The sequence below is a fragment of the Bradyrhizobium sp. LVM 105 genome (assembly GCF_003957705.1).
GTDB classification, from domain to species: Bacteria; Pseudomonadota; Alphaproteobacteria; order Rhizobiales; family Xanthobacteraceae; genus Bradyrhizobium; species Bradyrhizobium frederickii.
Window position 1 is genome coordinate 216,961 of sequence record NZ_QZMV01000004.1, and the last position, 23,461, is coordinate 240,421.

Annotated in this window: 24 protein-coding genes; 20 read left to right on the forward strand and 4 right to left on the reverse strand. The window is 65.8% G+C overall.

Annotated elements, in window-relative coordinates:
* Position 1: 1 nt before the first annotated feature.
* A complete protein-coding gene (gene erpA / locus D6B98_RS13430) occupies positions 2–331 on the reverse strand; it encodes an iron-sulfur cluster insertion protein ErpA (RefSeq protein ID WP_024342679.1) in 330 nt (109 codons plus the stop codon).
* A gap of 129 nt (positions 332–460) precedes the next feature.
* Between erpA and D6B98_RS13435 the strand changes: the two genes are divergently transcribed.
* From D6B98_RS13435 to surE, 12 genes are all read left to right on the forward strand, one after another.
* The gene (locus D6B98_RS13435) at positions 461–1,657 is read left to right on the forward strand and encodes a deoxyguanosinetriphosphate triphosphohydrolase (protein ID WP_164718579.1); all 1,197 of its coding nucleotides are present in this window, start codon (positions 461–463) and stop codon (positions 1,655–1,657) included.
* Between the two features lie 10 nt (positions 1,658–1,667).
* A complete protein-coding gene (gene argS / locus D6B98_RS13440) occupies positions 1,668–3,458 on the forward strand; it encodes an arginine--tRNA ligase (RefSeq protein WP_126257484.1) in 1,791 nt (596 codons plus the stop codon).
* 140 nt (positions 3,459–3,598) lie between these two features.
* Positions 3,599–5,116: an SPOR domain-containing protein gene (locus tag D6B98_RS13445; RefSeq protein ID WP_126257485.1), complete on the forward strand. Its 1,518-nt coding sequence runs from the start codon at positions 3,599–3,601 to the stop codon at positions 5,114–5,116.
* Positions 5,117–5,162: 46 nt separating this feature from the next.
* Positions 5,163–6,191 carry a beta-N-acetylhexosaminidase gene (gene nagZ / locus D6B98_RS13450; RefSeq protein ID WP_126257486.1) on the forward strand — a complete coding sequence of 343 codons (1,029 nt, stop codon included), beginning with the start codon at positions 5,163–5,165 and terminating at the stop codon, positions 6,189–6,191.
* A complete protein-coding gene (locus D6B98_RS13455; protein ID WP_126257487.1) occupies positions 6,188–7,027 on the forward strand; it encodes a segregation and condensation protein A in 840 nt (279 codons plus the stop codon). The genes nagZ and D6B98_RS13455 overlap by 4 nt, the downstream gene beginning before the upstream one ends.
* Before the next feature lie 21 nt (positions 7,028–7,048).
* On the forward strand, positions 7,049–7,825 hold the full coding sequence (gene scpB / locus D6B98_RS13460; RefSeq protein ID WP_164718580.1) for an SMC-Scp complex subunit ScpB: 777 nt from the start codon (positions 7,049–7,051) through the stop codon (positions 7,823–7,825).
* 166 nt (positions 7,826–7,991) lie between these two features.
* Complete coding sequence (locus tag D6B98_RS13465; RefSeq protein ID WP_028136237.1) at positions 7,992–8,225, forward strand: twin-arginine translocase TatA/TatE family subunit; 234 nt, start codon at positions 7,992–7,994, stop codon at positions 8,223–8,225.
* Positions 8,226–8,318: 93 nt separating this feature from the next.
* Positions 8,319–8,834, forward strand: coding sequence for a Sec-independent protein translocase protein TatB (tatB, locus tag D6B98_RS13470; protein ID WP_126257489.1), 516 nt, complete (start codon positions 8,319–8,321; stop codon positions 8,832–8,834).
* Positions 8,831–9,643 carry a twin-arginine translocase subunit TatC gene (gene tatC / locus D6B98_RS13475; RefSeq protein WP_126257490.1) on the forward strand — a complete coding sequence of 271 codons (813 nt, stop codon included), beginning with the start codon at positions 8,831–8,833 and terminating at the stop codon, positions 9,641–9,643. Before tatB ends, tatC begins: the two co-directional genes overlap by 4 nt.
* A gap of 138 nt (positions 9,644–9,781) precedes the next feature.
* On the forward strand, positions 9,782–11,113 hold the full coding sequence (gene serS, locus D6B98_RS13480; RefSeq protein WP_126257491.1) for a serine--tRNA ligase: 1,332 nt from the start codon (positions 9,782–9,784) through the stop codon (positions 11,111–11,113).
* A gap of 120 nt (positions 11,114–11,233) precedes the next feature.
* Positions 11,234–11,596, forward strand: a complete 363-nt coding sequence (locus tag D6B98_RS13485; RefSeq protein ID WP_126257492.1) for a hypothetical protein — start codon at positions 11,234–11,236, stop codon at positions 11,594–11,596.
* Between the two features lie 110 nt (positions 11,597–11,706).
* Positions 11,707–12,474 (forward strand): 5'/3'-nucleotidase SurE, encoded by a 768-nt coding sequence (surE, locus tag D6B98_RS13490; RefSeq protein WP_126257493.1) that lies wholly within the window; start codon positions 11,707–11,709, stop codon positions 12,472–12,474.
* Positions 12,475–12,477: 3 nt separating this feature from the next.
* Here surE and D6B98_RS13495 read toward each other — a convergent pair whose 3' ends face one another.
* Entirely contained in the window at positions 12,478–12,852 is a 375-nt protein-coding gene (locus D6B98_RS13495; protein WP_126257494.1) for a response regulator, read from the reverse strand.
* 227 nt (positions 12,853–13,079) lie between these two features.
* On the opposite strand from D6B98_RS13495, the gene D6B98_RS13500 reads away from it, so the two are divergent.
* A complete protein-coding gene (locus D6B98_RS13500; RefSeq protein ID WP_126257495.1) occupies positions 13,080–13,730 on the forward strand; it encodes a protein-L-isoaspartate(D-aspartate) O-methyltransferase in 651 nt (216 codons plus the stop codon).
* Positions 13,731–13,839: 109 nt separating this feature from the next.
* Positions 13,840–15,225, forward strand: a complete 1,386-nt coding sequence (locus tag D6B98_RS13505) for a LysM peptidoglycan-binding domain-containing M23 family metallopeptidase (protein ID WP_126257496.1) — start codon at positions 13,840–13,842, stop codon at positions 15,223–15,225.
* Between the two features lie 176 nt (positions 15,226–15,401).
* Here the strand turns inward: D6B98_RS13505 and D6B98_RS13510 are convergent, their stop codons facing one another.
* On the reverse strand, positions 15,402–16,406 hold the full coding sequence (locus tag D6B98_RS13510) for an ATP-binding protein (RefSeq protein WP_126257497.1): 1,005 nt from the start codon (positions 16,404–16,406) through the stop codon (positions 15,402–15,404).
* A gap of 181 nt (positions 16,407–16,587) precedes the next feature.
* Between D6B98_RS13510 and yajC the strand changes: the two genes are divergently transcribed.
* The 6 genes from yajC to D6B98_RS13540 are packed head-to-tail and all read left to right on the forward strand — an operon-like array spanning position 16,588 to position 22,253.
* Positions 16,588–16,965, forward strand: a complete 378-nt coding sequence (gene yajC / locus D6B98_RS13515) for a preprotein translocase subunit YajC (RefSeq protein ID WP_126257498.1) — start codon at positions 16,588–16,590, stop codon at positions 16,963–16,965.
* A gap of 47 nt (positions 16,966–17,012) precedes the next feature.
* Positions 17,013–18,617, forward strand: coding sequence for a protein translocase subunit SecD (gene secD, locus D6B98_RS13520; protein ID WP_126257499.1), 1,605 nt, complete (start codon positions 17,013–17,015; stop codon positions 18,615–18,617).
* An 11-nt stretch (positions 18,618–18,628) separates the two neighbouring features.
* Positions 18,629–19,648, forward strand: a complete 1,020-nt coding sequence (gene secF, locus D6B98_RS13525) for a protein translocase subunit SecF (RefSeq protein ID WP_126257500.1) — start codon at positions 18,629–18,631, stop codon at positions 19,646–19,648.
* 60 nt (positions 19,649–19,708) lie between these two features.
* Positions 19,709–20,092: an Mth938-like domain-containing protein gene (locus tag D6B98_RS13530; RefSeq protein ID WP_126257501.1), complete on the forward strand. Its 384-nt coding sequence runs from the start codon at positions 19,709–19,711 to the stop codon at positions 20,090–20,092.
* A gap of 7 nt (positions 20,093–20,099) precedes the next feature.
* The gene (locus D6B98_RS13535; protein ID WP_126257502.1) at positions 20,100–20,963 is read left to right on the forward strand and encodes a phytoene/squalene synthase family protein; all 864 of its coding nucleotides are present in this window, start codon (positions 20,100–20,102) and stop codon (positions 20,961–20,963) included.
* A gap of 45 nt (positions 20,964–21,008) precedes the next feature.
* Positions 21,009–22,253 carry a threonine ammonia-lyase gene (locus tag D6B98_RS13540; protein ID WP_126257503.1) on the forward strand — a complete coding sequence of 415 codons (1,245 nt, stop codon included), beginning with the start codon at positions 21,009–21,011 and terminating at the stop codon, positions 22,251–22,253.
* Between the two features lie 14 nt (positions 22,254–22,267).
* Here D6B98_RS13540 and D6B98_RS13545 read toward each other — a convergent pair whose 3' ends face one another.
* Positions 22,268–23,446: an aminotransferase class V-fold PLP-dependent enzyme gene (locus D6B98_RS13545; RefSeq protein WP_126257504.1), complete on the reverse strand. Its 1,179-nt coding sequence runs from the start codon at positions 23,444–23,446 to the stop codon at positions 22,268–22,270.
* Positions 23,447–23,461 lie beyond the last annotated feature (15 nt).

Here is a 23,461-nt window from a genome sequence, read left to right on the forward strand (position 1 = left end):
GTCAGACCGAGAAGCTGGTGCCGCAGCCGCAGGACGCGGTGGCGTTCGGATTGTTGACACGGAACGAGGCGCCGATCAGATCGTCGACGAAATCGACCTGCGATCCCGCCAGGAACGGCTGCGAGGCGGAATCGACCAGCACCACCGCATTGTCCTGCTCGATCACGAGATCGTCGTCGGTCCGGGCACGGTCGATGTCGAACTTGTACTGGAAACCCGAGCAGCCGCCGCCCTCGACCGAGATGCGCAGCATCGCGCCAGACCCTTCGCCCTTGAGGATCTCCCCAATCCGGCGTGCGGCCCGGTCGCTGATGGTCACGGCAGTGGTCATTGTCGGTCTCCGATAGTCCGGTCGTCCTGCGTCATACCCATTTCATTTGGTATCCCGCGTCCGGCATAGTTAAGTGCAAGGATACGCAGAATCAAATGGATAGGGACTAAATTCGTCGTGTCCGTCGGAATGGCAGCCCCCCGCGCGCCCTATGCCTGCGATCCCGACCGGAGCCGCGGCCGGCTGGTCGCGGAGCCGCCAAGCCGGACCCGCAGCCCGTTCCGGCGGGATTGCGACCGGGTGATCCATTCCACCGCGTTCCGCCGCCTGAAGTACAAGACCCAGGTGTTCGTGTTCCACGAGGGGGACCATTACCGCACGAGGCTGACCCACTCGCTGGAGGTGGCGCAGATTGCCCGCGCGCTGGCGCGGCAGCTCGGGCTGGACGAGGACCTCACCGAAACCCTGGCGCTCGCCCACGATCTCGGTCATCCCCCGTTCGGCCATGCCGGCGAGCGGGCGCTCGACGCCTGCCTGAAGGAATTCGGCGGCTTCGACCACAATGCCCAGACGCTCCGCGTCGTCGCTTCGCTCGAGCACCGCTATCCCGAGTTCGACGGGCTCAACCTGACCTGGGAATCGCTGGAGGGCATCGTCAAGCACAACGGTCCGCTGACCGATCGCAGCGGCGCGCCGGTCGGGCGTTATCGCGAGCAGGGCATTCCCGTCGGCATCGCCGACTACATCAAGACCTATGACCTCGAATTGTGGAGCTTCGCCTCGCTGGAGGCGCAGGTCGCCGCCATCGCCGACGACATCGCCTATGACGCCCACGACATCGACGATGGCCTGCGCGCCGGCCTGTTCCATCTCGACGATCTCAAGGTGATGCCGCTCACGGCGGAGATCATCGCCGAGACCTCTGCGCATTATCCTGACCTTGAAGACCTCAGGCGCGGCGCCGAACTGGTGCGCGAGCTGATCTCGCACCTGATCGGCGCGGTATTCGCGCAGGCGCAGAAGAACCTCGCCGCGGTGAGGCCGCAATCGGCCCAGGACGTGCGCCAGCAGAGCCGGACCCTGGTCGCGTTCCCACCCGAGGTCGCGGAGGAAGAGGCCGCCATCAAGGCCTTCCTCTACCAGCACATGTACCGCCACAAGCGGGTGATGCGGGTGATGGGGGAGGCGGAGCAGATCCTGTTCGACCTGTTCGCGAAATACCTGCAATCGCCTGGCGAACTGCCGCCGGAATGGCTGCTCGGGGCGGAGGCGGACAATGAGGGCGACAGGGCGCGCCGGATCGGCAATTTCATTGCCGGAATGACCGACCGTTTCGCCCTGACCGAGCACCAGCGGCTCTTTGACTCGACCCCGGATTTGCGTTAGGCGGCGGGCCATGCCCGACACATCCTCATCCCTGCATTTGTTCGCCGACGTGCTCGCACGCGTGCATGCCGCCTGCCGCGCGCTTGCGAAGGACGCCAACTGGCCCGAGGGCATCGATTTCTCACGCGTGGTGGTCGAACCGCCGCGCGATGCCTCCCATGGCGACATGGCGACCAACGCTGCCATGGTGCTGGCGAAAGAGGCAAAGGCAAAGCCGCGCGACCTCGCCGAGCAGATCGCCGAGCGGCTGCGTGCCGACGCGCTGATCGCCAAGGTCGACGTCGCCGGTCCCGGCTTCATCAACCTGACACTCAAGCCGGCCGCCTGGGCCGAGGCGCTGCGGACGGTGCTGCGCGAGGCCGCCGATTACGGCCGCGTCCGCGGCGGCTCAAAGGTCAATGTCGAATACGTCTCGGCCAATCCGACCGGGCCGATGCATGTCGGCCATTGCCGCGGCGCCGTGTTCGGCGACGCGCTGGCGAGCCTGCTCCAGTTCGCCGGCCACGACGTCACGCGCGAATATTACATCAACGACGCCGGCGCCCAGGTCGACGTGCTCGCGCGCTCCGCCTTCCTCAGATATCGCGAGGCGCTCGGCGAGGACATCGGCGCGATCCCGGAAGGCCTCTATCCCGGCGACTACCTCAAGCCGGTGGGGCAGGCGCTGGCGAAGGAGCACGGCGACACGCTCCTCGCGATGAGCGAGGCCAGGTGGCTGCCGACGGTCCGCGCCAAGGCGATCGCGATGATGATGGACGAGATCAAGGACGATCTCGCCGCCCTCAACATCCGCCACGACGTGTTTTTCTCGGAGCGCTCGCTGATCGAAGGCGGCAACAACAAGGTTGCCGAGACTATCGACTTCCTGAAGGCCAAGGGCGACATCTATGAAGGCCGCCTGCCGCCGCCGAAGGGCGCCCCGGTCGAGGACTGGGAAGACCGCGAGCAGCTGCTGTTCAGGGCGACCGCCTACGGTGACGATGTCGATCGTCCGCTGATCAAGTCGGACAATTCCTATACCTACTTCGCCTCCGACATCGCCTACCACAAGAACAAGTTCGACCGTGGTTTTGCGGAGATGATCGACGTCTGGGGCGCCGATCATGGCGGCTACATCAAGCGCATGCAGGCGGCGGTGAAGGCGACGACGTCGGGCAAGGGCTCGCTCGACGTCAAGATTGTCCAGCTCGTCAAGCTGCTGCGCAATGGCGAGCCGGTGAAAATGTCCAAGCGGAGCGGGGACTTCGTCACCTTGCGTGAGGTGGTGGATGAAGTCGGCCAGGACGCCGTCCGCTTCATGATGCTCTATCGCAAGAACGACGCGGTGCTCGACTTCGACCTCGCCAAGGTCATGGAACAGTCGCGCGACAACCCGGTGTTCTACGTGCAGTACGGTCACGCCCGCGGCCACTCGATCTTCCGCAACGCGCGGGCCGAGGTGTTCCCGGAGCTTCCCGAGGATACCGGGGAACGGATCGCCTGGCTCAGTGAGTCGGCGGTGGAACGGTTGTCGGACCCGGTCGAGCTTGAACTTCTCAAGCGCCTCGCAATATATCCTCGCATGCTCGAAGCCGCCGCCGCGGCCCACGAGCCGCACCGAATTGCCTTTTATCTCTATGATTTAGCCAGCGAATTTCATGCACTTTGGACGAAGGGGCGCGATTTGCCCTATTTACGCTTCATTATCAATAATGATGCAGATCTAACAAAGGCGCGGCTGGCCATGGTCCAGGGCGTCGTCTCGGTTCTGGCATCGGGCCTCGCCATCCTCGGCGTCCATGCTCCGGACGAGATGCGGTAGTTTGGGGCGAACTACCTAAGGGGAATTCGGGGGTAACCGGCAGAAGCCGGATCGCTTAGACTTGGTTGAAAGCCTTGTGGGTCGAAAGCCGTGCCTTGGTCGAGGGGCGCGCGGCTTTCCCGAAGGGACGCATCATCACGATGGCCGAACGATATCAGGACAGACCGTTTCCTTCCGATGACTATGGTCGCGGTGGCGACCAGCATGGCAGGACGGACAGCGATCCCTTGGCTGAGCTCGCCCGCCTGATCGGACAGACCGATCCTTTCGCCGCCCAGTCGCGGCCGGGTGCGCGTCCGCCGGCCATATCTCCGCCCACCCAGAGCTATCAGGACGACGACCGGCACGACGATGATCGGCAGGACGATGCCGATCCGGCGCCGCCCGGACCGCCATCATGGATGCGGCGCGCCAATGTGCAGCCGCAGCCGGCACCCGCGGAGCCTGACTATCCGGTGACTGTCAATCCGGTTCATCCGTTGCATCGCTATTCGGCCCCGCCCGCCGCGCCGGAGCCTGAACTTCGCCAGCCGCAGGCCCATCAGGATCACGCCTATCAGGATCAGGCCTATCAGGATCAGGCCTATGAGCAGCAAGCGTATCCGCAGCCCGATCCGTCGCGCTACGACGATGCGCTCTATGGCCGGCTCGAGGCGGGCGAGCAGGACTACCAGCGTGAGCCGGCCTATCCGGACGATCCTTACGCGTACCAGAGCGAGTATCCGGAGGAGGAGCTCGACGAGCCCAAGAAGCAGCGCGGCGGCATGATGACGGTCGCGGCCATCCTGGCGCTGGCCGTGGTCGGGACCGGCGCCGCCTTCGCCTACAAGACCTATATCGGCTCGCCCCGCAGCGGCGAGCCGCCGATCATCAAGGCTGACAACACCCCGACCAAGATCGTGCCCGCGCCGACGGATTCCTCGGCCAAGGTGCCGGATCGCATGGTGAGCGGCGACGGCACCGAGAAGATCGTGCCGCGCGAAGAGGCGCCGGTGGACGTCAACGCCAAGGCAGGCGGTCCCCGCGTGGTGTTCCCGCCGCTGAACCAGAATGCGAACCCGCCATCGGTCGCGAGCGTGTCGCCGTCCGCGGTGCCGCCGCCGGGCGCAAGCACCGGCACGTTGCCGAACAATTCGCCGCGCCCGATCAGGACTGTCGCCGTGAAGGGCGATCAGACCGACAGCGCCACGCCGCAAACGGCTGCCGCCGCCAAGGCCGCTTCCGCGCCGAAGCCTGTTGCCGCGCCGGCACCGGCTGCGCCACGCAATCCGCCGACCTCGGCCAATGCCAGCGCCAATCAGCCGATGTCGCTGGCGCCGCAATCTTCCCCGGCGGCCGAGCCGCCGCAGCGGATGGCTGCGACCACGCCGACCCAGATCGCGCCCGCCAGCAGCAGCGGCGGCGGCTACATCGTGCAGGTCTCCTCGCAGCAGAGCGAGGACAGCGCCGCCGCGTCCTACCGCGTGCTCCAGAGCAAGTATGGCAGCGTGCTCGGCTCCCGCTCGCCGGTGATCAAGCGCGTCGACCTGACCGACAAGGGCAAGGGCGTCGTCTACCGCGCCTTCGCTGGTCCCTATGCCTCGGCGGAAGAGGCGACGCATGCGTGCAACAGCCTGAAGTCCGCCGGCCTGTCCGCCTGCTTCGTCCAGAGGAATTAACGGCCGTTTCCTTGACCCCCTCGCGGGTCAGGGTTAATCGGCCGTTATGAGCACGCGGGCCTTCATTACCGGCGTATCCGGAACGGAACTGACCGCCGTCGAGCGGGAGTTTATCCGCGACCAGCGCCCATGGGGCTTCATCCTGTTCAAGCGTAATGTCGCAACGCCAGCGCAAGTCGCTGCATTGGTTGCAGAATTGCGTAGCGCGATCGGTGTCGCCGACGCGCCCGTCCTGATCGACCAGGAAGGCGGACGGGTGCAGCGGCTCGGTCCGCCGCACTGGCCCGTCTATCCGCCGGGCGCCGTGTTCTCGACCTTGTACGACACTGATTCGGCGCTTGGGCTCACGGCGGCGCGCCTGTCCGCCCGCCTGATCGCGGCTGACCTGGCCGATCTCGGCATTACCGTGGATTGCTTGCCGCTGGCCGACGTGCCGGTGGCGGGTGCCGATGCCGTCATCGGGAACCGGGCCTATGGCACCGAACCGGTCAAGGTCGCGGCGATCGCGCGCGCCGTCACCGAAGGGTTGGAGCAGGGCGGCGTGCTGCCGGTCCTCAAACACATTCCCGGTCACGGCCGCGCCACCGCGGACACCCATTTCAAGCTGCCGACGGTGGATACGCCGAGGGACGAGCTGGAACGGACCGACTTCGCGGCGTTCAAGCCGCTGTCGGACCTGCCGATGGCCATGACTGCACATGTTGTGTTTAGCGCGGTCGACCCCGCCCATCCGGCGACGACATCTGCGACAATGATTGCTGACGTGATTCGCGGCGCAATCGGGTTCCAGGGTTTGTTGATGAGTGATGACGTGTCGATGAACGCGCTGTCGGGCAATATCGCCGAACGGACCCGCGCCATCTTCGCGGCCGGCTGCGATGTGGCCCTGCATTGCAACGGCAATATCGAGGAGATGCGTGCGGTTGCCGGTCAGACGCCTCTGCTGTCGGGCCGGGCGCTGGAGCGGGCGAATGCCGCGCTCGGCGCGCGCAAGGCGCCGCAGCCGCTCGACCGCGAGGCCGCACGCGCTGAGCTGGACGCATTGATCGCACGGGCAAACACGGCATCCGCATGACCGCAGAAATTCTATCCTTCGAAACCGGGCGGCCCGCAGAGCTTGCCGAGGGTGAGCCGGCGTTGGTGGTGGACGTCGAGGGCTATGAGGGCCCGCTCGACCTGCTGCTCGCGCTGGCGCGGCAGCAGAAGGTCGACCTTGCCAAGATCTCGATCCTGGCGCTGGCCGACCAATATCTCCACTTCATCGAGGCGGCGCGAAAGATCCGGCTCGAGCTTGCCGCCGACTATCTCGTCATGGCGGCGTGGCTCGCCTTCCTGAAATCGCGTCTGCTGCTGCCCGAGCCGCCGAGCGCGGAGGGCCCGAGCGCCGAGCAGATGGCCACCGCGCTCGCCAACCGGCTGCGCCGGCTGGAGGCCATTCGCGAAGCCGCCAACCGGCTGATGAACAGGCCGCAATTGCAGCGCGACATCTTCCCGCGCGGCGAGCCCGAGCAGATCGCCGAGATCAAGCATCCGAAATACACCGCGACACTGTACGATCTGCTCACCGCCTATGCCGCGCAGCGCCAATCGCGCGTGCTGGCGAGCGTGCATCTGGCCAAGCGCACGGTGTGGTCGCTCGCCGAAGCGCGCGCCACGCTGGAGCGGCTGGTCGGCAGCCTCAACGAACAGGACGACTGGGGCGTGCTGGACGATTTTCTGGTCAGGCACGTCGCCGATCCGACGCAGCGCGCGACGGTGTTCGCCTCCAGCTTTGCCGCCGCGCTGGAACTGGTGCGCGAAGGTCAGCTGGAACTGAATCAGAAAGAGGCGTTTGCGCCCATCTATTTCCGGAAGGGGCGCCCAAAACCGGTCCCGGACGCAGCTCCTGCGCCTGACGCGCCGGTCGCTTAAGTGCAAGAAGGAGAATCTACCATGGCAAGCCTGGCTGAAGTGCGGGTAGAAGAGGCCGAGCCGATGGAGAACGAATCCCAGGCGCGTCCCGAGGAATTGCGGCTGCTGGAAGCGCTGCTGTTCGCTTCGAGTGAACCGCTGGACACCGCGACGCTGGCCAAGCGCATGCCCGAAGGGGTCGACGTCAAGGCCGCGCTGGAACAGCTCCAGGCCGACTATTCCTTGCGCGGGGTGAATCTCGTCCGCGTCGCCAACAAATGGACCTTCCGCACGGCCGGCGATCTCGCCTGGCTGATGACGCGGGAGAGCACCGAGACCCGCCGCCTGTCGCGCGCCGCGATCGAGGTGCTGGCGATCATCGCCTATCACCAGCCGGTGACGCGCGCCGAGATCGAGGAGATCCGCGGCGTCGTCACCTCGAAGGGCACGCTCGACGTGCTGCTGGAGACCGGCTGGATCAAGCCGCGTGGCCGGCGCAAGACGCCGGGCCGTCCGCTGACCTTTGGAACCACCGAGGACTTCCTGTCGCAGTTCACCCTGGAACAGCTCGGCGATCTGCCGGGCCTCGAGGAGCTGAAGGGCACGGGCCTCCTGGATTCGCGCCTGCCGACCGGATTCAGCGTGCCGACACCGTCTGACGATCCGACGTTGCGCGAGGATGAGGATCCGCTGGAACCGGGCGATGACCTCGATTTGGCGCTCGCGCCTGCGGTCGAGCCCGAGACTTCGGACGCGGCGCCGGAGGGCGGCCATGACGATGGCGGCGAGGCTGGCGGCAAAGGCGGCGCCGAGGACTGACATACCGTCCGCTTACGGGCCCCTGCGACCGGTTAACACTTAGCAAGATTACGTAGCGCCGACAGCGAATTGGCGCTGCCTTGGTCCTTGTTTTTGAGGCCTGCCAAGCCTAGGTTTCGGTAAGATCGGCCGGGTCCCCGGCTATGCGCGTTTGGAGGGTTGCAGGATGGGTTCTCTCAGCATTTGGCACTGGATCCTGGTGATCGCAGTGGTCCTGCTGCTGTTCGGCCGCGGGAAGATTTCGGATCTGATGGGCGACGTGGCGCAAGGCATCAAGGCGTTCAAGAAGGGCATGCAGGACGACGACAAGTCCGCCGAGAAGCCCGAGCCGGCCAAGTCCATCGAGCACAATGGTGCACCGACCGCGGCGCGGACCGACGTCGGCAGCAAGGCCGTCTGAGCCGAAAGCAGCACGCGAGACGTGGGTAGGGCGGCCCCGATCCTGCGCGCAAGGGATTGGGCCGGTTGCGGCTTCGCGTGAACGGAAGACCTCATGTTCGACATCGGGTGGAGTGAACTGGTCCTGATCGGGGTCGTGGCCCTGATCGCCATCGGCCCGAAAGAGCTGCCGGGTGTGCTGCGCATGGTCGGACAATGGATGGGCAAGGCGCGCAAGATGGCCGCCGAATTCCAGGGCCAGTTTCAGGAAGCGATGCGCGAGGCCGAGATGGCCGACCTCAAGAAGAGCTTCGACGAGGTCAAGGAAGCTGCCACCAGCTTCAATCCGCTGACCTCGCTTCAGAAGGACGTCAGCGACGCGCTCCGCGTCGATGCGCTGGACAAGCCCGCCGAGACGCCGACGACCACGGCTGTCGAACCTCCGGCGACTTCAAGTGAAGCGCCTGTCACTCCTACCACTCCGGAAGCGCCGACGCCCGCGACTTTCATGGAAGCCGAAGCGCATGCGGCTGCCGACGAGCCGCTTGCGATCACCCGTGAGGTCGAGCAGGCAATGGTGGCGCAGGACACCGCGCCCTCCGAAGCGATCAAGGACGCCAAAGCGTCATGACCGACGCCGATATCGAGGCCAGCAAAGCCCCGCTGATGGACCATCTGATCGAGCTGCGCTCGCGGCTGATCAAGGCGCTGCTCGGCTTTGGCATAGCTTTCATCTTCTGCTTTTTCTTCGCCAAGCAGATCTACAACGTGCTGGTCTGGCCGTTCGTCTGGATCGCGGGCCCCGAGAACTCCAAGTTCATCTACACGGCGCTGCTGGAATATTTCATCACCCAGCTCAAGCTCGCGCTGTTCGGGGCCGGCTTCATCTCGTTCCCGATCGTCGCGACCCAGATCTACAAATTCGTCGCGCCCGGCCTCTACAAGCACGAGAAGCAGGCCTTCCTGCCGTACCTGGTCGCGACCCCGTTCTTCTTCGTACTCGGCGCGGCGCTGGTCTATTTCGTCGTGCTGCCGATGCTGGTCCGCTTCTCGCTCGGCATGCAGCAGGCCGGCGGCGACGAGACCGCGCAGATTCAGCTCTTGCCCAAGGTCGGCGAATATCTGTCGCTGATGATGTCGCTGATCTTCGCCTTCGGCATCGCCTTCCAGCTGCCGGTGATCCTGACGCTGCTCGGCCGGATCGGCATCGTCAGCTCGAAGATGCTGCGCGAGAAGCGCCGCTATTTCATCGTCATCGCCTTCGTCATCGCCGCCGTGCTGACGCCGCCCGACGTTCTCAGCCAGTGCTCCCTGGCGTTTCCGCTGATGGCGCTCTACGAGGGCTCGATCATCGCGGTCGGCATGGTGGAGAGGAAGGCCGCGGCCTCGCAAGCAGCCACCGGCACCGACGTGCCGACACCGGCCAATCCGGCGGAGTAGGGGCGCTCTCGCTCTATCATGTCGCTGCTCAGCCGATGATTCGTCATGCCCGGGCTTGACCCGGGCATCCACGACTTGATCTAAGGCGGCATATACGTGGATGGCCGGGATAAACCCGGCCATGACGGGAAGACAGCCATGCACGACATCAAATCGATCCGCGACAATCCGCAAGCCTTCGACGCCGGTCTCGCCCGGCGGGGTCTGAAGCCATTGTCGGCCGCGCTGCTCGCGATCGACGAGACGCGGCGTGCGGCGATACTCGCGTCCGAGCAGGCACAGGCGCGGCGCAATGCGGCCTCCAAGGAGATTGGTGACGCCAAGAAGGCCAAGGACGAGGCGCGCGCGGCCAAGCTGATGGCCGAAGTCGCCGAGCTCAAGACCACGATGCCGCAGCTCGAAGCCGCCGCGAAGGCCGCCGACGACGAGCTGACGAAAGAGCTGTCCGCGATCCCGAACATTCCGTTCGACGAGGTGCCCGATGGTGTCGACGAGCACGGCAACGTGCAGCGCCACGTGTTCGGCAACAAGCGCAACTACAATTTCGCGCCGAAGCTGCATGACGATCTCGGCACCGCGCTCGGCTACATGGACTTCGAGGCGGCGGCAAAGCTTTCCGGCGCGCGCTTCGTGGTGCTGAAGAAGGGCCTCGCGCGGCTCGAACGTGCGATCGGCCAGTTCATGCTCGACCTGCATACCACCGAGCACGGCTATACCGAGATCAACCCGCCGCTGCTGGTGCGCAACGAAGTGATGTTCGGCACCGGACAATTGCCGAAATTCGAGGACGATCAGTTCTGGGCGATCAAGGGCGAGCTTCTCGTTGCGCCCGACCAGGAGCGGCTGAGGACCGAGCGCCTCGGCCTCATCCCGACCGCCGAAGTCTCGCTCACCAATCTCGCGCGAGAATCCATCCTCGACGAGAAGCAGCTGCCGATGCGGCTCACCGCGCTGACGCCTTGCTTCCGCGCGGAGGCTGGAGCTGCCGGGCGCGACACGCGCGGCATGATCCGCCAGCACCAGTTCACCAAGGTCGAGCTGGTCTCGATCACGACGCCGGAGACCAGCAAGGACGAGCTGGAGCGGATGCTTTCCTGCGCCGAGCAGGTGCTGCAGAAACTCGACCTGCATTATCGCGTGATGACGTTGTGCGCGGGGGACATGGGCTTCTCGTCGCAAAAAACCTATGACATCGAGGTCTGGATGCCCGGGCAGGGCGAGGGCGGCATGTTCCGCGAGATCTCCAGCTGCTCGGTCTGCGGCGACTTCCAGGCGCGGCGCATGGATGCGCGCTCGCGCGGGCCCGACGGCAAGCCGCGCTTCGTGCACACGCTGAACGGCTCCGGCACCGCGGTCGGCCGCGCGCTGATCGCCGTGATGGAAACCTATCAGCAGGAGGACGGCTCGATCGCCGTCCCCGACGTGCTCCAGCCCTATATGGGCGGGGTGAAGGTGATCGCGCGCGGCTAAAGCATTTTCGAGCGAAGTGGATACCGGTTCGCGTCAAGAAAACGCGGCATGACGAGAATCGCGTTGCGAAGATCGGGCAGCCGGCTATCCTGCCGGCCCCTCAACGCGAACCCACCCCTCATGGCCTTGCACCGCGACATCTTCTGGATCGGTCGACAATGGGCGGTGACGGGGGCCGGCATCCAGGCCGTCGATCAGCGCCTGCGCGGCGTGCTCGACATCGACATCGCACGGCTCTGGGACGACCATCTCGTGCAAAGCCGGCGGGCCAAGCCCGGGGTGAATGCAGCCGATTTCGACAAGGCGCTGACGGTGGCCCGCGAGCGCTTTCCGCAGGCGCCGGCGTCGGACCCGTTCGTCGCGCAGCTGAGGGCGCTTGGCGTGATCGAGGCCCCCGTCGTGAGTTCGGCCGTACCGGCAATGCGGCTGCGGGCGGAAGGCCGGCTGGCGCGCTTCTTGCCGCAATGGCGCATCCGCCGCTGACGGGACCTGGCCGGGAACCTGCCGCCAGACCGCAATCACCCGGTTTGCCTGATCGGCCCCAGCCGGATAAGACGGCTCAGACCCCGCTTTTCCGGAATCGAACCTTTCGCATGCGCATTCTCTGCACCAATGACGACGGCATCCACGCTCCCGGCCTCCAGATCGTGGAGGAGATCGCGCGCGCTCTGTCCAACGACGTCTGGGTGGTGGCACCCGAGCTCGACCAGTCCGGCGTGTCGCATTCGCTGTCGTTGAACGATCCGTTGCGCCTGCGCGAAGTCGGGCCTCGGCATTTTGCCGTGCGCGGCACGCCGACCGACTGCGTCATCATGGGCGCGCGCCATATCCTTGGGCCCAAGCTGCCCGACGTCGTGCTCTCCGGGGTCAACAAAGGCCGCAACGTTGCCGAGGACGTGGTCTATTCCGGCACCATCGCCGGCGCGCTGGAGGGCACCATTCTGGGCCTGCCGTCGTTCGCGCTGTCGCAGGAGTTCAGCGTCGAGACCCGCGAGCGCCCGCCGTGGGACACCGCGCGCAAGTTCGGGCCTGACATCCTGCGCAAGGTGATTGCCGCCGGCATCCCGAAGGACACCGTCATCAACGTCAACTTCCCGTCCTGCGCGCCGGAGGATGTGCTCGGCATCCGCGTCACCCGCCAGGGCAAGCGCAATCTCGGTTTCCTGCGGGTCGACGAGCGCAAGGACGGCCGGGGCAATCCCTATTTCTGGATCGGCTTCGAGCGCGCCGCCATGATGGACACGCCGGCCGACGGCACCGATCTGGCGGCGCTGCGCGAGCGCTACGTCTCGGTCACCCCGCTCAGGCTCGATCGCACCAATGAGGCGTTTTCGGAAGAGCTCAGCGCAATGCTGAAATAGCGCCTATCCGCCGCCGCGGAGCGCGGCTTCAATGGTCTTGCCGAGCGCGTCGAGCTGAAACGGCTTCTGGAGCGCCGGCCGGTCGCGGTACTGCTCGGGCAGGCCGGAGGAGCCGTAGCCGGTGGCGAAGATGAAGGGGCAGCCCTTGGCCTTGATCACGTCGGCGACCGGCGAGATGACCTTGCCGTTGACGTTGACGTCGAGAATGGCGATGTCGAAATCGGTTGCCTGGGCGAGCCGCATGGCCTCGTTGATGTCGCCCGCCTCGGCCGCGACCTTGTAGCCGAGCTCTTCGAGCATGTCCGCGACCATCATCCTGATCATCACCTCGTCCTCGACGAGGAACACAGAGCGGCCGGAAAGCCCTGTCGCGGTCATGGTTGAGTCCTTGCCCATTGCCGAAAACGTTCGCAGATATCACGAATTGACGCAATGTGCGTTTCGACCGAGGGGTGCCTGAAAATGGTCATCGCAGTTCGCCCGCGGCAAGCCAATCTGTGGTCAAATGCTCCACTCGAACGTTATCATGAGTTCCTGAGCAGGAACACGATTCTCCTGCCCGGGCTTGACGCCCGCCGGGCCGGCCAAGACAGCACAAGCAGGCAATGACCTCCCATCAGCATCCGCCGGAAAAGATGATGTTTCAGCTCACGCTGAGGCGTCGGGGCATCAGCGATCAGGCGGTGCTGCGAACCATGGAGGAGGTGCCGCGCGAGCAATTCGTCGACGAGGCCGATCGCGACGGGGCTTACCGCGACAGCGCGCTGCCGATCGCCTGCGGGCAGACCATCAGCCAGCCCTTCGTCGTGGCCTACATGACCGAGCAGTTGCAGCTCCAGAAGCAGCACCGCGTGCTCGAGATCGGCACCGGTTCCGGCTATCAGGCCGCCGTGCTGTCGCGGCTCGCCGGCCAGGTCCTGACGGTCGAGCGCTATCGCAGGCTCGCGGACACCGCACGCGCTAGGCTCGAAAAGCTCGGCTGTCACAATGTCGAGGTGATGCTTGGCGACGGCCTCAATCTGCCGCCCAATATTGGCCCGTTCGATCGCATCATCGTCACCGCCGCGATGGAGCAGATCCCGGAGAATCTGATCGAGCGGCTGGAGGTTGGCGGCATCCTGATCGCGCCGGTCGGCCCGCATCAGGGCGTGCAGACGCTGATCCGCCTGACCCGCAGCGCGGCCGGGATCGAGCGCAAGGAACTCGTCGATGTCCGCTTCGTGCCGGCGCTGCCCGGGGTGGCGCGGGAGCTGTAGATTTCCGGATCGGCTGTGCGGCCAATATCTTATTGGGAGGGTTAAGCCGTTATTTACTCGGTGCGTGTTTACTTAAAAGACCAGTTCTGTTGCGTACGAGTGAGTAACCATGTCCGCTGTCGCCGAGTTGCTTTACTCGCGCCGCGTACCGCAGGTCGCGGTGCTGGCGCTGATCTCCTTCAGCTTCGCAGGGTGCAGCGCCGACATGTCGTCGCGGCTGTCCCAGTCGAATTTCTCCAATCCCTTCTCCTCCGAAGCGACCGGTACGGTGCAGCAGGCCCCGCCGCCGCAGCGTGAGTTGCCGCAATATGCGCGGCCGCAGACCCAGCCCGGCTCGTATCAGTCGCAGCCTTTGCCGCCGCCGGCGGTTTCCGCCCCGCAATCCTATCCCGTTGCGGCAGGTGGCGGGGTGTCCGGAGGCGGGCGCGGCGTCGGCTCCTACGCGCCGCCGGCGCAACCGCGTCTGGAGACCACGGCCACCGTGCCGTCGCGCTCGGTCGCGGCTGCCCAGCCGGCCGGCGGGACCAAGATCATCGTCGGCACCAGCGATACGCTGGAGGTGCTCGCCAAGCGTTATCACGTCACGCCGCAGGCAATCCTCGCCGCCAACGGCTACAAGGGCCCGCGCGCGCTGTCGCCCGGTCAGCAGCTGATCATCCCGCATCCGGCGACGGCGGCAGCGCCGGCTCCTGCGCCAACTCCGGTCGCGGCAGCTCCCGCAGCGAAGCCGGTTGCCGTCATGGCTGCGCCGCCGAGCACTCACTTCGTCAATCGTGGCGACACGCTCGCCAGCATTGCCCGCAAGAACCATATCTCGTCGGCTGATCTTGCCCGTGCCAACGGCCTCGATCCGTCGGCCAAGCTCAAGCTCGGCGCCAAGCTGACCGTGCCCGGCGCAAAGACCGCCGCCGCCGCGGCGCCGGTTGCCGCAGCTCCTGTCACGGCCGCTCCGGTTGCGGGCACGCTGCAGCCCGTTGCAGCCGCTCCCGCGCCCGCCACCAAGATGGCCGCGGCCGGCGCGCCCGTGCAGAGCGCGCGCCTCGCCCAGGCCACCACCAATGTCGAAGAGAAGCCCGCCGAGGCCCCGGCCAAGGCTGCGGAGACCACCAGCGCGCTGCCGACCTTCCGCTGGCCGGTGCGCGGCAAGGTGGTCACGAGCTACGGCGCCAAGACCAACGGCAAGTCCAACGACGGCATCAATCTCGCGGTGCCCGAGGGGACGCCGGTCAAGGCGGCCGAAGACGGCGTCGTCGCCTATTCCGGCAACGAGCTGAAAGGTTACGGCAATCTGGTTCTGGTTCGGCACTCCAACGGCTACGTCACCGCATATGCCCATGCGAGTGAGCTGTTGGTGAAGCGCGGCGACACCATCAAGCGCGGTCAGGTCATTGCCAAGTCGGGCCAATCCGGGGAGGTGGCGTCGCCGCAGCTCCACTTTGAGATCCGCAAGGGATCGAGCCCGGTTGATCCGCTTCAATTCCTGAATGGGGCGTGAGGCGCCGCCGGGATCTCACCATACGAACGGTGTCATCGCCCGCCTTGTGCGCAGTTGCGCACTGGAGCGGGCGATCCAGTATTCCAGAGACCTTGTGACCTAGCCGATAAACTGCGGCGTACTGGATTCCCCGCCTGCGCGGGGAATGACAGTTGTGGGTTGGGCGACAGCTCCCGCTACTGCGCCGTGAGCCTCACGCCCAGTCGGCCCGCCAGCTCCTGCACGAATTGCCAGGCGACGCGGCCCGAGCGTGAGCCGCGGGTGGTCGACCATTCCAGCGCCTCGCGCTCCAGCGCCTCATCGTCGACCTTGACGCCGAAATGGCCGCAATAGCCGCGCACCATGGCGAGGTATTCGTCCTGGCTGCAACGGTGGAAGCCGAGCCAGAGGCCGAAGCGATCGGACAGTGAGACCTTCTCCTCGACGGCTTCGCCGGGATTGATCGCGGTCGAGCGCTCGTTCTCGATCATGTCGCGTGCCAGCAGGTGACGGCGGTTGGAGGTGGCGTAGAGGATGACATTCTCGGGACGGCCCTCGATGCCGCCTTCGAGCACGGCCTTGAGCGATTTGTAGGACGCGTCATTGCCGTCGAAGGAGAGGTCGTCGATGAACACGATGAAGCGGAAGCTGGCGTCGCGGAGCTTCTCCATCAGCGTGGGCAGCGTTTCGATGTCCTCGCGGTGAATCTCGACCAGCTTCAGTCGGTCAGCCAGCTTGCGGTCCGCGTTGATGCTGGCATGCGCGGCCTTCACCAGCGACGATTTGCCCATGCCGCGCGCGCCCCAGAGCAGGGCGTTGTTGGCGGGCAGGCCGGCTGCGAACCGCTCGGTGTTCTCCATCAGGATGTCGCGCATCCGGTCGATGCCCTTGAGCAGGAACAGCTCGACGCGGCTGACCCGCGGCACGGGCGCGAGGCGGCCGTCGGGGTGCCAGACATAGGCATCTGCCCGTTCGAACGACTCAGCGGTGACGGCCGGCTTGGCCTGGGCGGAGAGGTGCGCCGCAATGGTCTCCAGCGCGCGGACGATGCGCTTCTGGGAGAGGTTGGGCGTTGCCTCGCGAGGGGCTTTGACGGTCCTCTTGATCGTCCCCTTGGGGCGATTTGCCGCGACGCGGGCCGGCTTTCCGGCAGGGGTACGGGGGCCTTTGCCGGCCGGGCTTTTGCTAAGGTTTTTGGGCATGTCCGAAGTTCCTGAGAACGCAGCCTTATCGGGCCTGAGGAGCCGCCGCAAGGTGGCTAAAAGGGCGGTCTGGCAGCGTTGCAATTGGGGCAATGGCCGCTATAGTCCGCGCGAATTTGACCGAACCGGTCGCCTTTGAAGGCCTGACCGGTTTTCCCCCGTTCCCACGAGGATTGTCCGAATGCTGATTACCCCTGCGTATGCCCAGGCTGCGGGCGCCGGTGACACCAACAGCATGTTGATGTCGCTGCTGCCGTTCGCCCTGATCTTCGTGATCATGTACTTCCTGATTCTGCGTCCGCAGCAGAAGAAGGTCCGCGAGCACGCCGACCTCGTCAAGAACATCCGGCGTGGCGACACCGTCGTGACCTCGGGCGGCCTCGTCGGCAAGGTCACCAAGGTCGTCGACGACGACCAGATCGAGTTCGAGATTTCCGACGGCGTGCGGGTGCGACAGATGCGCCAGATGATCTCGGGCGTGCGTGCCAAGGGCGAGCCGGCGAAGGAATCCAAGGATAGCGCGAAGGACGCCGCCAAGGACGACGCCGCGTCGAAGTGAGCGCGTTCGCGAGCATCTCAAGTCTCCTGATCTGACAGGTCCAGTCGATGTTGTATTTCACGCGGTGGAAGGCGCTCGGGATCATCCTGACGGCGCTGATCGTGTGCCTCTGCGCGGTCCCGAACTTCTTCCCCGAGGCCCAGGTCAAGACCTGGCCGGCATGGGCGCAGCGCCGGATCGTGCTCGGCCTCGACCTCCAGGGCGGCTCCTACCTGCTGCTCGAGGTCGACTCCAACTACGTGAAGAAGGAACGGCTCGACCAGGTCCGCGACGACGTCCGCCGGACGCTGCGCGATGCCAAGATCGGCTTCACTGGCGGCGTCATCGTGCGCAACGATGCGGCCGAAGTTCGCATCACCAAGGAATCCGACGTCCAGACGGCGCTCGGCAAGCTGCGCGAATTGTCTCAGCCGCTGGGCGGCCTGATGGGATCCAGCGGTCAGCGCGACCTCGAGGTGACGGATGCCGGTGGCGGGTTGATCCGCCTCAGCGTCCCGCAGGCCGCAATGCTCGATCGTCTGCGCAAGACCATCGAGCAGTCGATCCAGATCGTCGAGCGCCGCGTCAACGAGCTCGGCACCGTCGAGCCCGTGATCCAGCGCCAGGGCAATGACCGCATCCTGGTGCAGGTCCCCGGCCTGCAGGATCCGACCCGCCTGAAGAAGCTGCTCGGCGAGACCGCGAAGATGGAATTCCGCATGGTCGACACGACCGTGTCGCCGGACCAGGCGCAGCAGGGCAGGTTGCCGCCGGAATCCGAGCTGCTGATGAGCGCGTCGCCGCCGCCGACGCCCTATGTGGTCAAGAAGCAGGTCCTGGTCGCCGGCGGCGATTTGATCGATGCCCAGGCAACCTTCGACCAGCGTACGAGTGAGCCGGTCGTCAGCTTCAAGTTCAATACTTCGGGCGCGCGCAAATTCGCGCAGGCCACGCAAGAGAATGTCGGGCTGCCCTTTGCGATCGTGCTCGACAACAAGGTGATCTCCGCGCCCCGGATCAACGAGCCGATTACGGGCGGTCAGGGCCAGATCTCGGGCAGCTTCACGGTCCAGTCCGCCAACGATCTCGCGATCCTGATGCGTGCCGGCGCGCTGCCGGCGCCGCTCACCGTGGTCGAGGAGCGCACTGTCGGTCCGGGTCTCGGCCAGGACTCGATCGAGAAGGGCGAGCTGGCGGCCTATGTCGGCTCGATCCTCGTCGTCGTCTTCATGCTGCTGACCTACCGGCTGTTCGGGGTGTTCGCCAACGTCGCCGTGGCCATCAACGTCGCCATGATCTTCGGCCTGTTGTCGCTGCTCAACGCCACGCTGACGCTGCCCGGCATCGCCGGCATCGTGCTCACGGTGGGCATCGCGGTGGACTCCAACGTGCTGATCTACGAGCGCATCCGTGAGGAGCTGCGCGGCGGCCGCAACGCGATTTCGGCGATCGACGCCGGCTTCAAGCGGGCGCTGGCGACCATCCTCGATTCCAACATCACGACCTTCATTGCCGCCGCGGTGCTGTTCTACATCGGCACCGGCCCGGTGCGCGGCTTCGCCGTGACGCTGGGCATCGGCATCATCACCACGGTGTTCACCGCCTTCACCATGACCCGGCTCATCGTCGCGGGGTGGGTGCGGTGGAAGCGGCCGCAGAGCGTGCCGATCTAGGAGCTAAGACCGTGACATATTACGTTCTCATCGGGCTTGGCATTCTGATTGCCGTCCTCACCGTGGTCGCCGCGCTCGGCGTGCTGCCGTCGCTGCGTATCGTCCCGGACGACACGCATTTCGATTTCACGCGCTTCCGCCGCATCAGCTTTCCGATCTCGGCGGCGCTCTCGATCGTCGCCATCGTGCTGTTCTTCACCCACGGGCTGAACCTCGGCATCGACTTCAAGGGCGGCACGCTGCTGGAGGTGCGGGCGAAGTCCGGCGCTGCCGACATCGCGGCGATGCGCACGACGCTGGATGGCTTGCGTCTTGGCGAAATCCAGCTGCAGCAATTTGGCGGCCCGGAGAATGTCTTGATCCGCGTTGCCGAACAGCCCGGCGGCGACAAGGCGCAGCAGGATGCCGTGCAGAAGGTGCGCAGCGCGCTCGGTGATTCCATCGAATACCGTCGTGTCGAGGTGCTCGGGCCGCGCGTCGCCGGCGAGCTCCTGGCCTACGGCATGGTCGGCCTGATGCTCGCGATCGTCTCGATCCTGATCTATCTCTGGTTCCGGTTCGAATGGCAGTTCGCACTGGGCGCCATGATCGCCAACGTGCACGACATCGTGCTGACGATCGGATTCATGTCGATCAGCCAGGTCGATTTCGACCTGACCAGCATCGCCGCGCTGCTGACCATTCTGGGTTACTCGCTCAACGACACCGTCGTCATCTACGACCGCATCCGTGAAATGCTGCGTCGCTACAAGAAGATGCCGATGCCGCAGCTGCTCAACGAATCCATCAACTCGACGCTGTCGCGCTCGATCATCACCCACTTCACGGTGACGCTGGCGCTGCTGGCGCTGCTCTTGTTCGGCGGGCACGCGATCCACAGCTTCACCGCGGTGATGATGTTCGGCGTGGTGCTGGTCGGCACCTACACCTCGATCTTCATCGCGGCCCCGATCCTGATCTATCTCGGCGTCGGCGAGCATCGCGAGGATGCGCCGGACACGGCATCGCCGGCGAAGAAAAACAAGGCATGATCCGAACCGCACGCCCCCGCACGAGTTGGCGAGGGCAGTAAGCTCATTCGGACCAAGCTCATGGCCGGCGATCCCAACGCACCCCATTTCCCGCGCTCGGCGCCGATCGAGGCCTATGGCAAGGGCGGCTTCGCCTTCGCCGGCATGTCGCACCGGGGCTCGCTGCTGTGCCTGCCTGACGCGATCTGGGCCTGGGACGTGACGGATCCCCAGAAGATCGACCGCTATTCGCTCGATCGGGTGTTCACGGCCGCCAACGGCATCGACACGCTCCTGATCGGCACCGGAACCGGACCCTGGCTGCCGCCGCCGGAGCTGCGCCAGGCCTTGAAAGCGGTGAGGGTGGTGCTGGACACGATGCAGACCGGACCTGCCGTGCGCACCTACAACATCATGATCGGCGAGCGGCGGCGGGTTGCGGCTGCTCTGATCGCGGTGCCATGAACAGCACATGAGCAGCGCCGCGCCGCCGCCCGATTCCGCCAGCTTCTGCGCCGATCTCGTGCGCCGCCACGACTTTCCGCGCTATGCCGCGACCCTGTTCGTGCCTGCCGCCGAGCGCCGGGCGCTGCTTGCGCTCTACGCTTTCAATGTCGAGATCGTCCGCGTCCGCGACCAAGTGAGCCAGCCCTTGCCCGGCGAGATCCGCTTTCAATGGTGGACCGACCTGTTCTCGGGCCTGGTCCACGGCAGCGCCGAGGGCAATCCGGTCGCGGCCGAATTGCTGCAGGTGATCCGTGATTTCGACTTGCCGGTCGAACCGCTGTCGCTACTGGTCGAGGAGCACCAGTTCGACCTCTACAACGACCCGATGCCGACCATGGCGGCGCTGGAGGGCTATCTGGCCGCGACCTGTTCGGCGTTGTTTGGTCTGGCGGCGCGGATTCTGGCGCCGCCGTCGGAGGCGGTCGAACATGTCGCCCGTCATGCGGGGCTGGCGCAGGGCATCGCGCAGGTCATCACGAACCTGCCGCGCGATGCCTCGCACCGGCAGCTGTTCATGCCGCAGCAGCTGCTGGCGAGCCATGGCTGCCAGATGGAGGACGTGTTTGCCGGCAAGGAGACGCCGAACCTGCGCGCCGTGCTGGAGCAGCTTGCAGGCGAGGCGCAGCAGCACTTGACCACGGCCTTGTCGCTGCTGGCGGACGTGCCGGCAGCGGTGCGTCCGGCGTTCCTGCCGCTGAGCCAGGTCGAGGCGGATCTCAAGCGCCTGTCGCAGCCCGGCCGAAATCCGTTCGCGCTGCAGCCGACCTCGCGGCTGCGCACGCTCTGGACGCTGTGGCGGGCTTCACGTTCCCGGGAATTTACCAAATAGCGGCTGGCTTATCGCCTCGAACCGCCGGATGCTCTATGCTGTCCCATGGCTGAATTGTCCCAAACCACATCGCCCGATCTCAGCGGCTTTCCGGTCGCACCTGGTGACGTTCAAGCCGCCGCCGACACCATTCGCGGCGCCGTCGTCGAGACGCCCTGCAGCTACAGCCGCACGCTGAGCGGCATCTGCGGCTGCGAGATCTGGCTCAAATTCGAGAACCTTCAGTTCACCTCGTCGTTCAAGGAGCGCGGCGCGCTCAACCGTCTCACCGCCCTGACGCCGGAGGAGCGTGCGCGCGGTGTCATCGCCATGTCCGCCGGAAACCACGCCCAGGGCGTCGCTTATCACGCCAAGCGCCTCGGCATTCCCGCCACCATCGTCATGCCGATCGGCACGCCGATGGTGAAGGTCGAGAACACCAGGCATCACGGCGCGGAAGTGGTCGTCACCGGCGCGACGCTGGAGGAGGCGGCCGCGTTCGCGCGTCACCACGGCGAAGCCCGCGGCATGATCTTCGTCCACCCCTATGACGATCCGCTCGTGATCGCGGGGCAGGGCACCGTCGGGCTGGAGATGATGCGGGCGGTCCCCGAGCTCGATACGCTGGTGGTCCCCATCGGCGGCGGCGGCCTGATCAGCGGCATCGCTATCGCCGCGAAATCGATCAAGCCGTCATTGCGAATCCTGGGCGTAGAGGCCTGGCTCTATCCTTCGATGTACAACGCCATTCACGGCGGCAATCTGCCGGCGCGCGGCGATACTCTCGCCGAAGGCATCGCGGTGAAATCGCCGGGCAAGATCACCACCGAAATCGTCCGCCGCCTCGTCGACGACATTGCGCTGGTGAACGAAGCCGAGCTCGAGCGCGCGGTAGCGACCCTGATCTCGATCGAGAAGACCGTCGTCGAGGGCGCCGGCGCCGCCGGCCTCGCCGCGCTGATGTCCGATCCGCCCCGCTTTGCCGGCCAGAAGGTCGGCCTCGTCCTGAGCGGCGGCAATATCGACACGCGGCTGATCGCATCCGTTCTCACGCGCGAGCTCGCGCGCGAAGGGCGGCTGACCCAGCTCTCGCTCGATATCCCTGACAGACCCGGACAATTGGCCGCGGTGGCCGCGCTGCTCGCCGAAGCCGGTGCCAATATCATCGAGGTCTCGCACCAGCGCACCTTCTCCGAGCTGCCGGCCAAGGCGACGCTGCTGCAGCTCGTCATCGAGACCCGCGATGCTGCGCATCTCGACGAGGTGATGGCCAGGCTCAGCGCATCCGGATTGAGCGCGCGCTGTACGTGAGCGGCACGTTTCTCCTATCGCGAAGCCAGACCCGCCAGATGCTCGACCAACCTGTCGATCTCGGCTTCCGTGTTGTAATAATGCGGTGACGCCCGCACCACATGCGGCAACGCGCGAAGCTCGGCATCGATGCGCGTGCTCGACGGATCCGAGGCGCCTATCGTGATGCCGGCCGCCGCGGCGCTGGCGACAACGGCGTCCGCCTCATGCCCGTCCATGGTGAAGCTGACGATGGCGCCCGGCGCGCGTCCGAGGTCGCGAATGGTGACGCCGGCAAGAGCCGCAAGGCCGCTGCGGAGGCGGCCGGCAAGCAGGCGGCAGCGTTGTTCGATCGGAGCGATGCCGATCTCGAGGGCGTAGTCGACGGCCGCGCCCAAGCCAAGCCGGGCCGCGTAGTTGTTCTCCCAGGTCTCGAAGCGGCGGGCATCGTCCCGCAGTTGATAGGCGTCCCGGGAGACCCAGGGGGCGGCAAAGTGGTCGATCATCGGCGGCTCGAGCCGTTGCAGCATCGCGCGGCGGACATAGAGAAAGCCGGTGCCGCGCGGGCCGCGCAGGAATTTGCGTCCCGTGGCGGACAGCATGTCACAGCCGATGGCATCGACGTCGACTTCCATCTGGCCGACCGCCTGACAGGCGTCGAGCAGATAGGCAATGCCGTGCGTCCGCGCGATCCTGCCGATCGCCGCTGCCGGATTGACCAGCCCGCCATTGGTCGGAACCCAGGTGATCGCGATCAGTTTCACCCGCTCGTCGATCATCCGTTCGAGCGCGCCGACGTCGAGCTCGCCGCTGGCATCGCTCGGCACCACGTCGATGACCGCGCCGGTGCGCTTGGCGATCTGAAGGAAGGCAACATAATTGGCGGCGTATTCCGCTTCGGCGGTCAGGATGCGATCTCCTTTCCGAAACGGAAGCGAATAGAACGCCATCTGCCAGGCTACCGTCGCGTTCTCCACCAGCGCGATCTCGTCGGGCGCAGCATTGAGCAGGCGCGCCACCGAGCTGTAGACCGAGTCGAGCCGGTCGGCTTCGCGATCGGCGGCGGCATAACCTCCGATCTCGCTTTCCAGATCGATGTGTCCCTTGATCGCCGCGACAACCGGCGCCGGCATCAGGGCAGAGCCTGCATTGTGGAGATATGCGAGCCGCGAGGCGGCCGGCGTGTCGGCGCGTATTCGGTCGAGGTCGATCAAGTGCTGGTCTCCGCT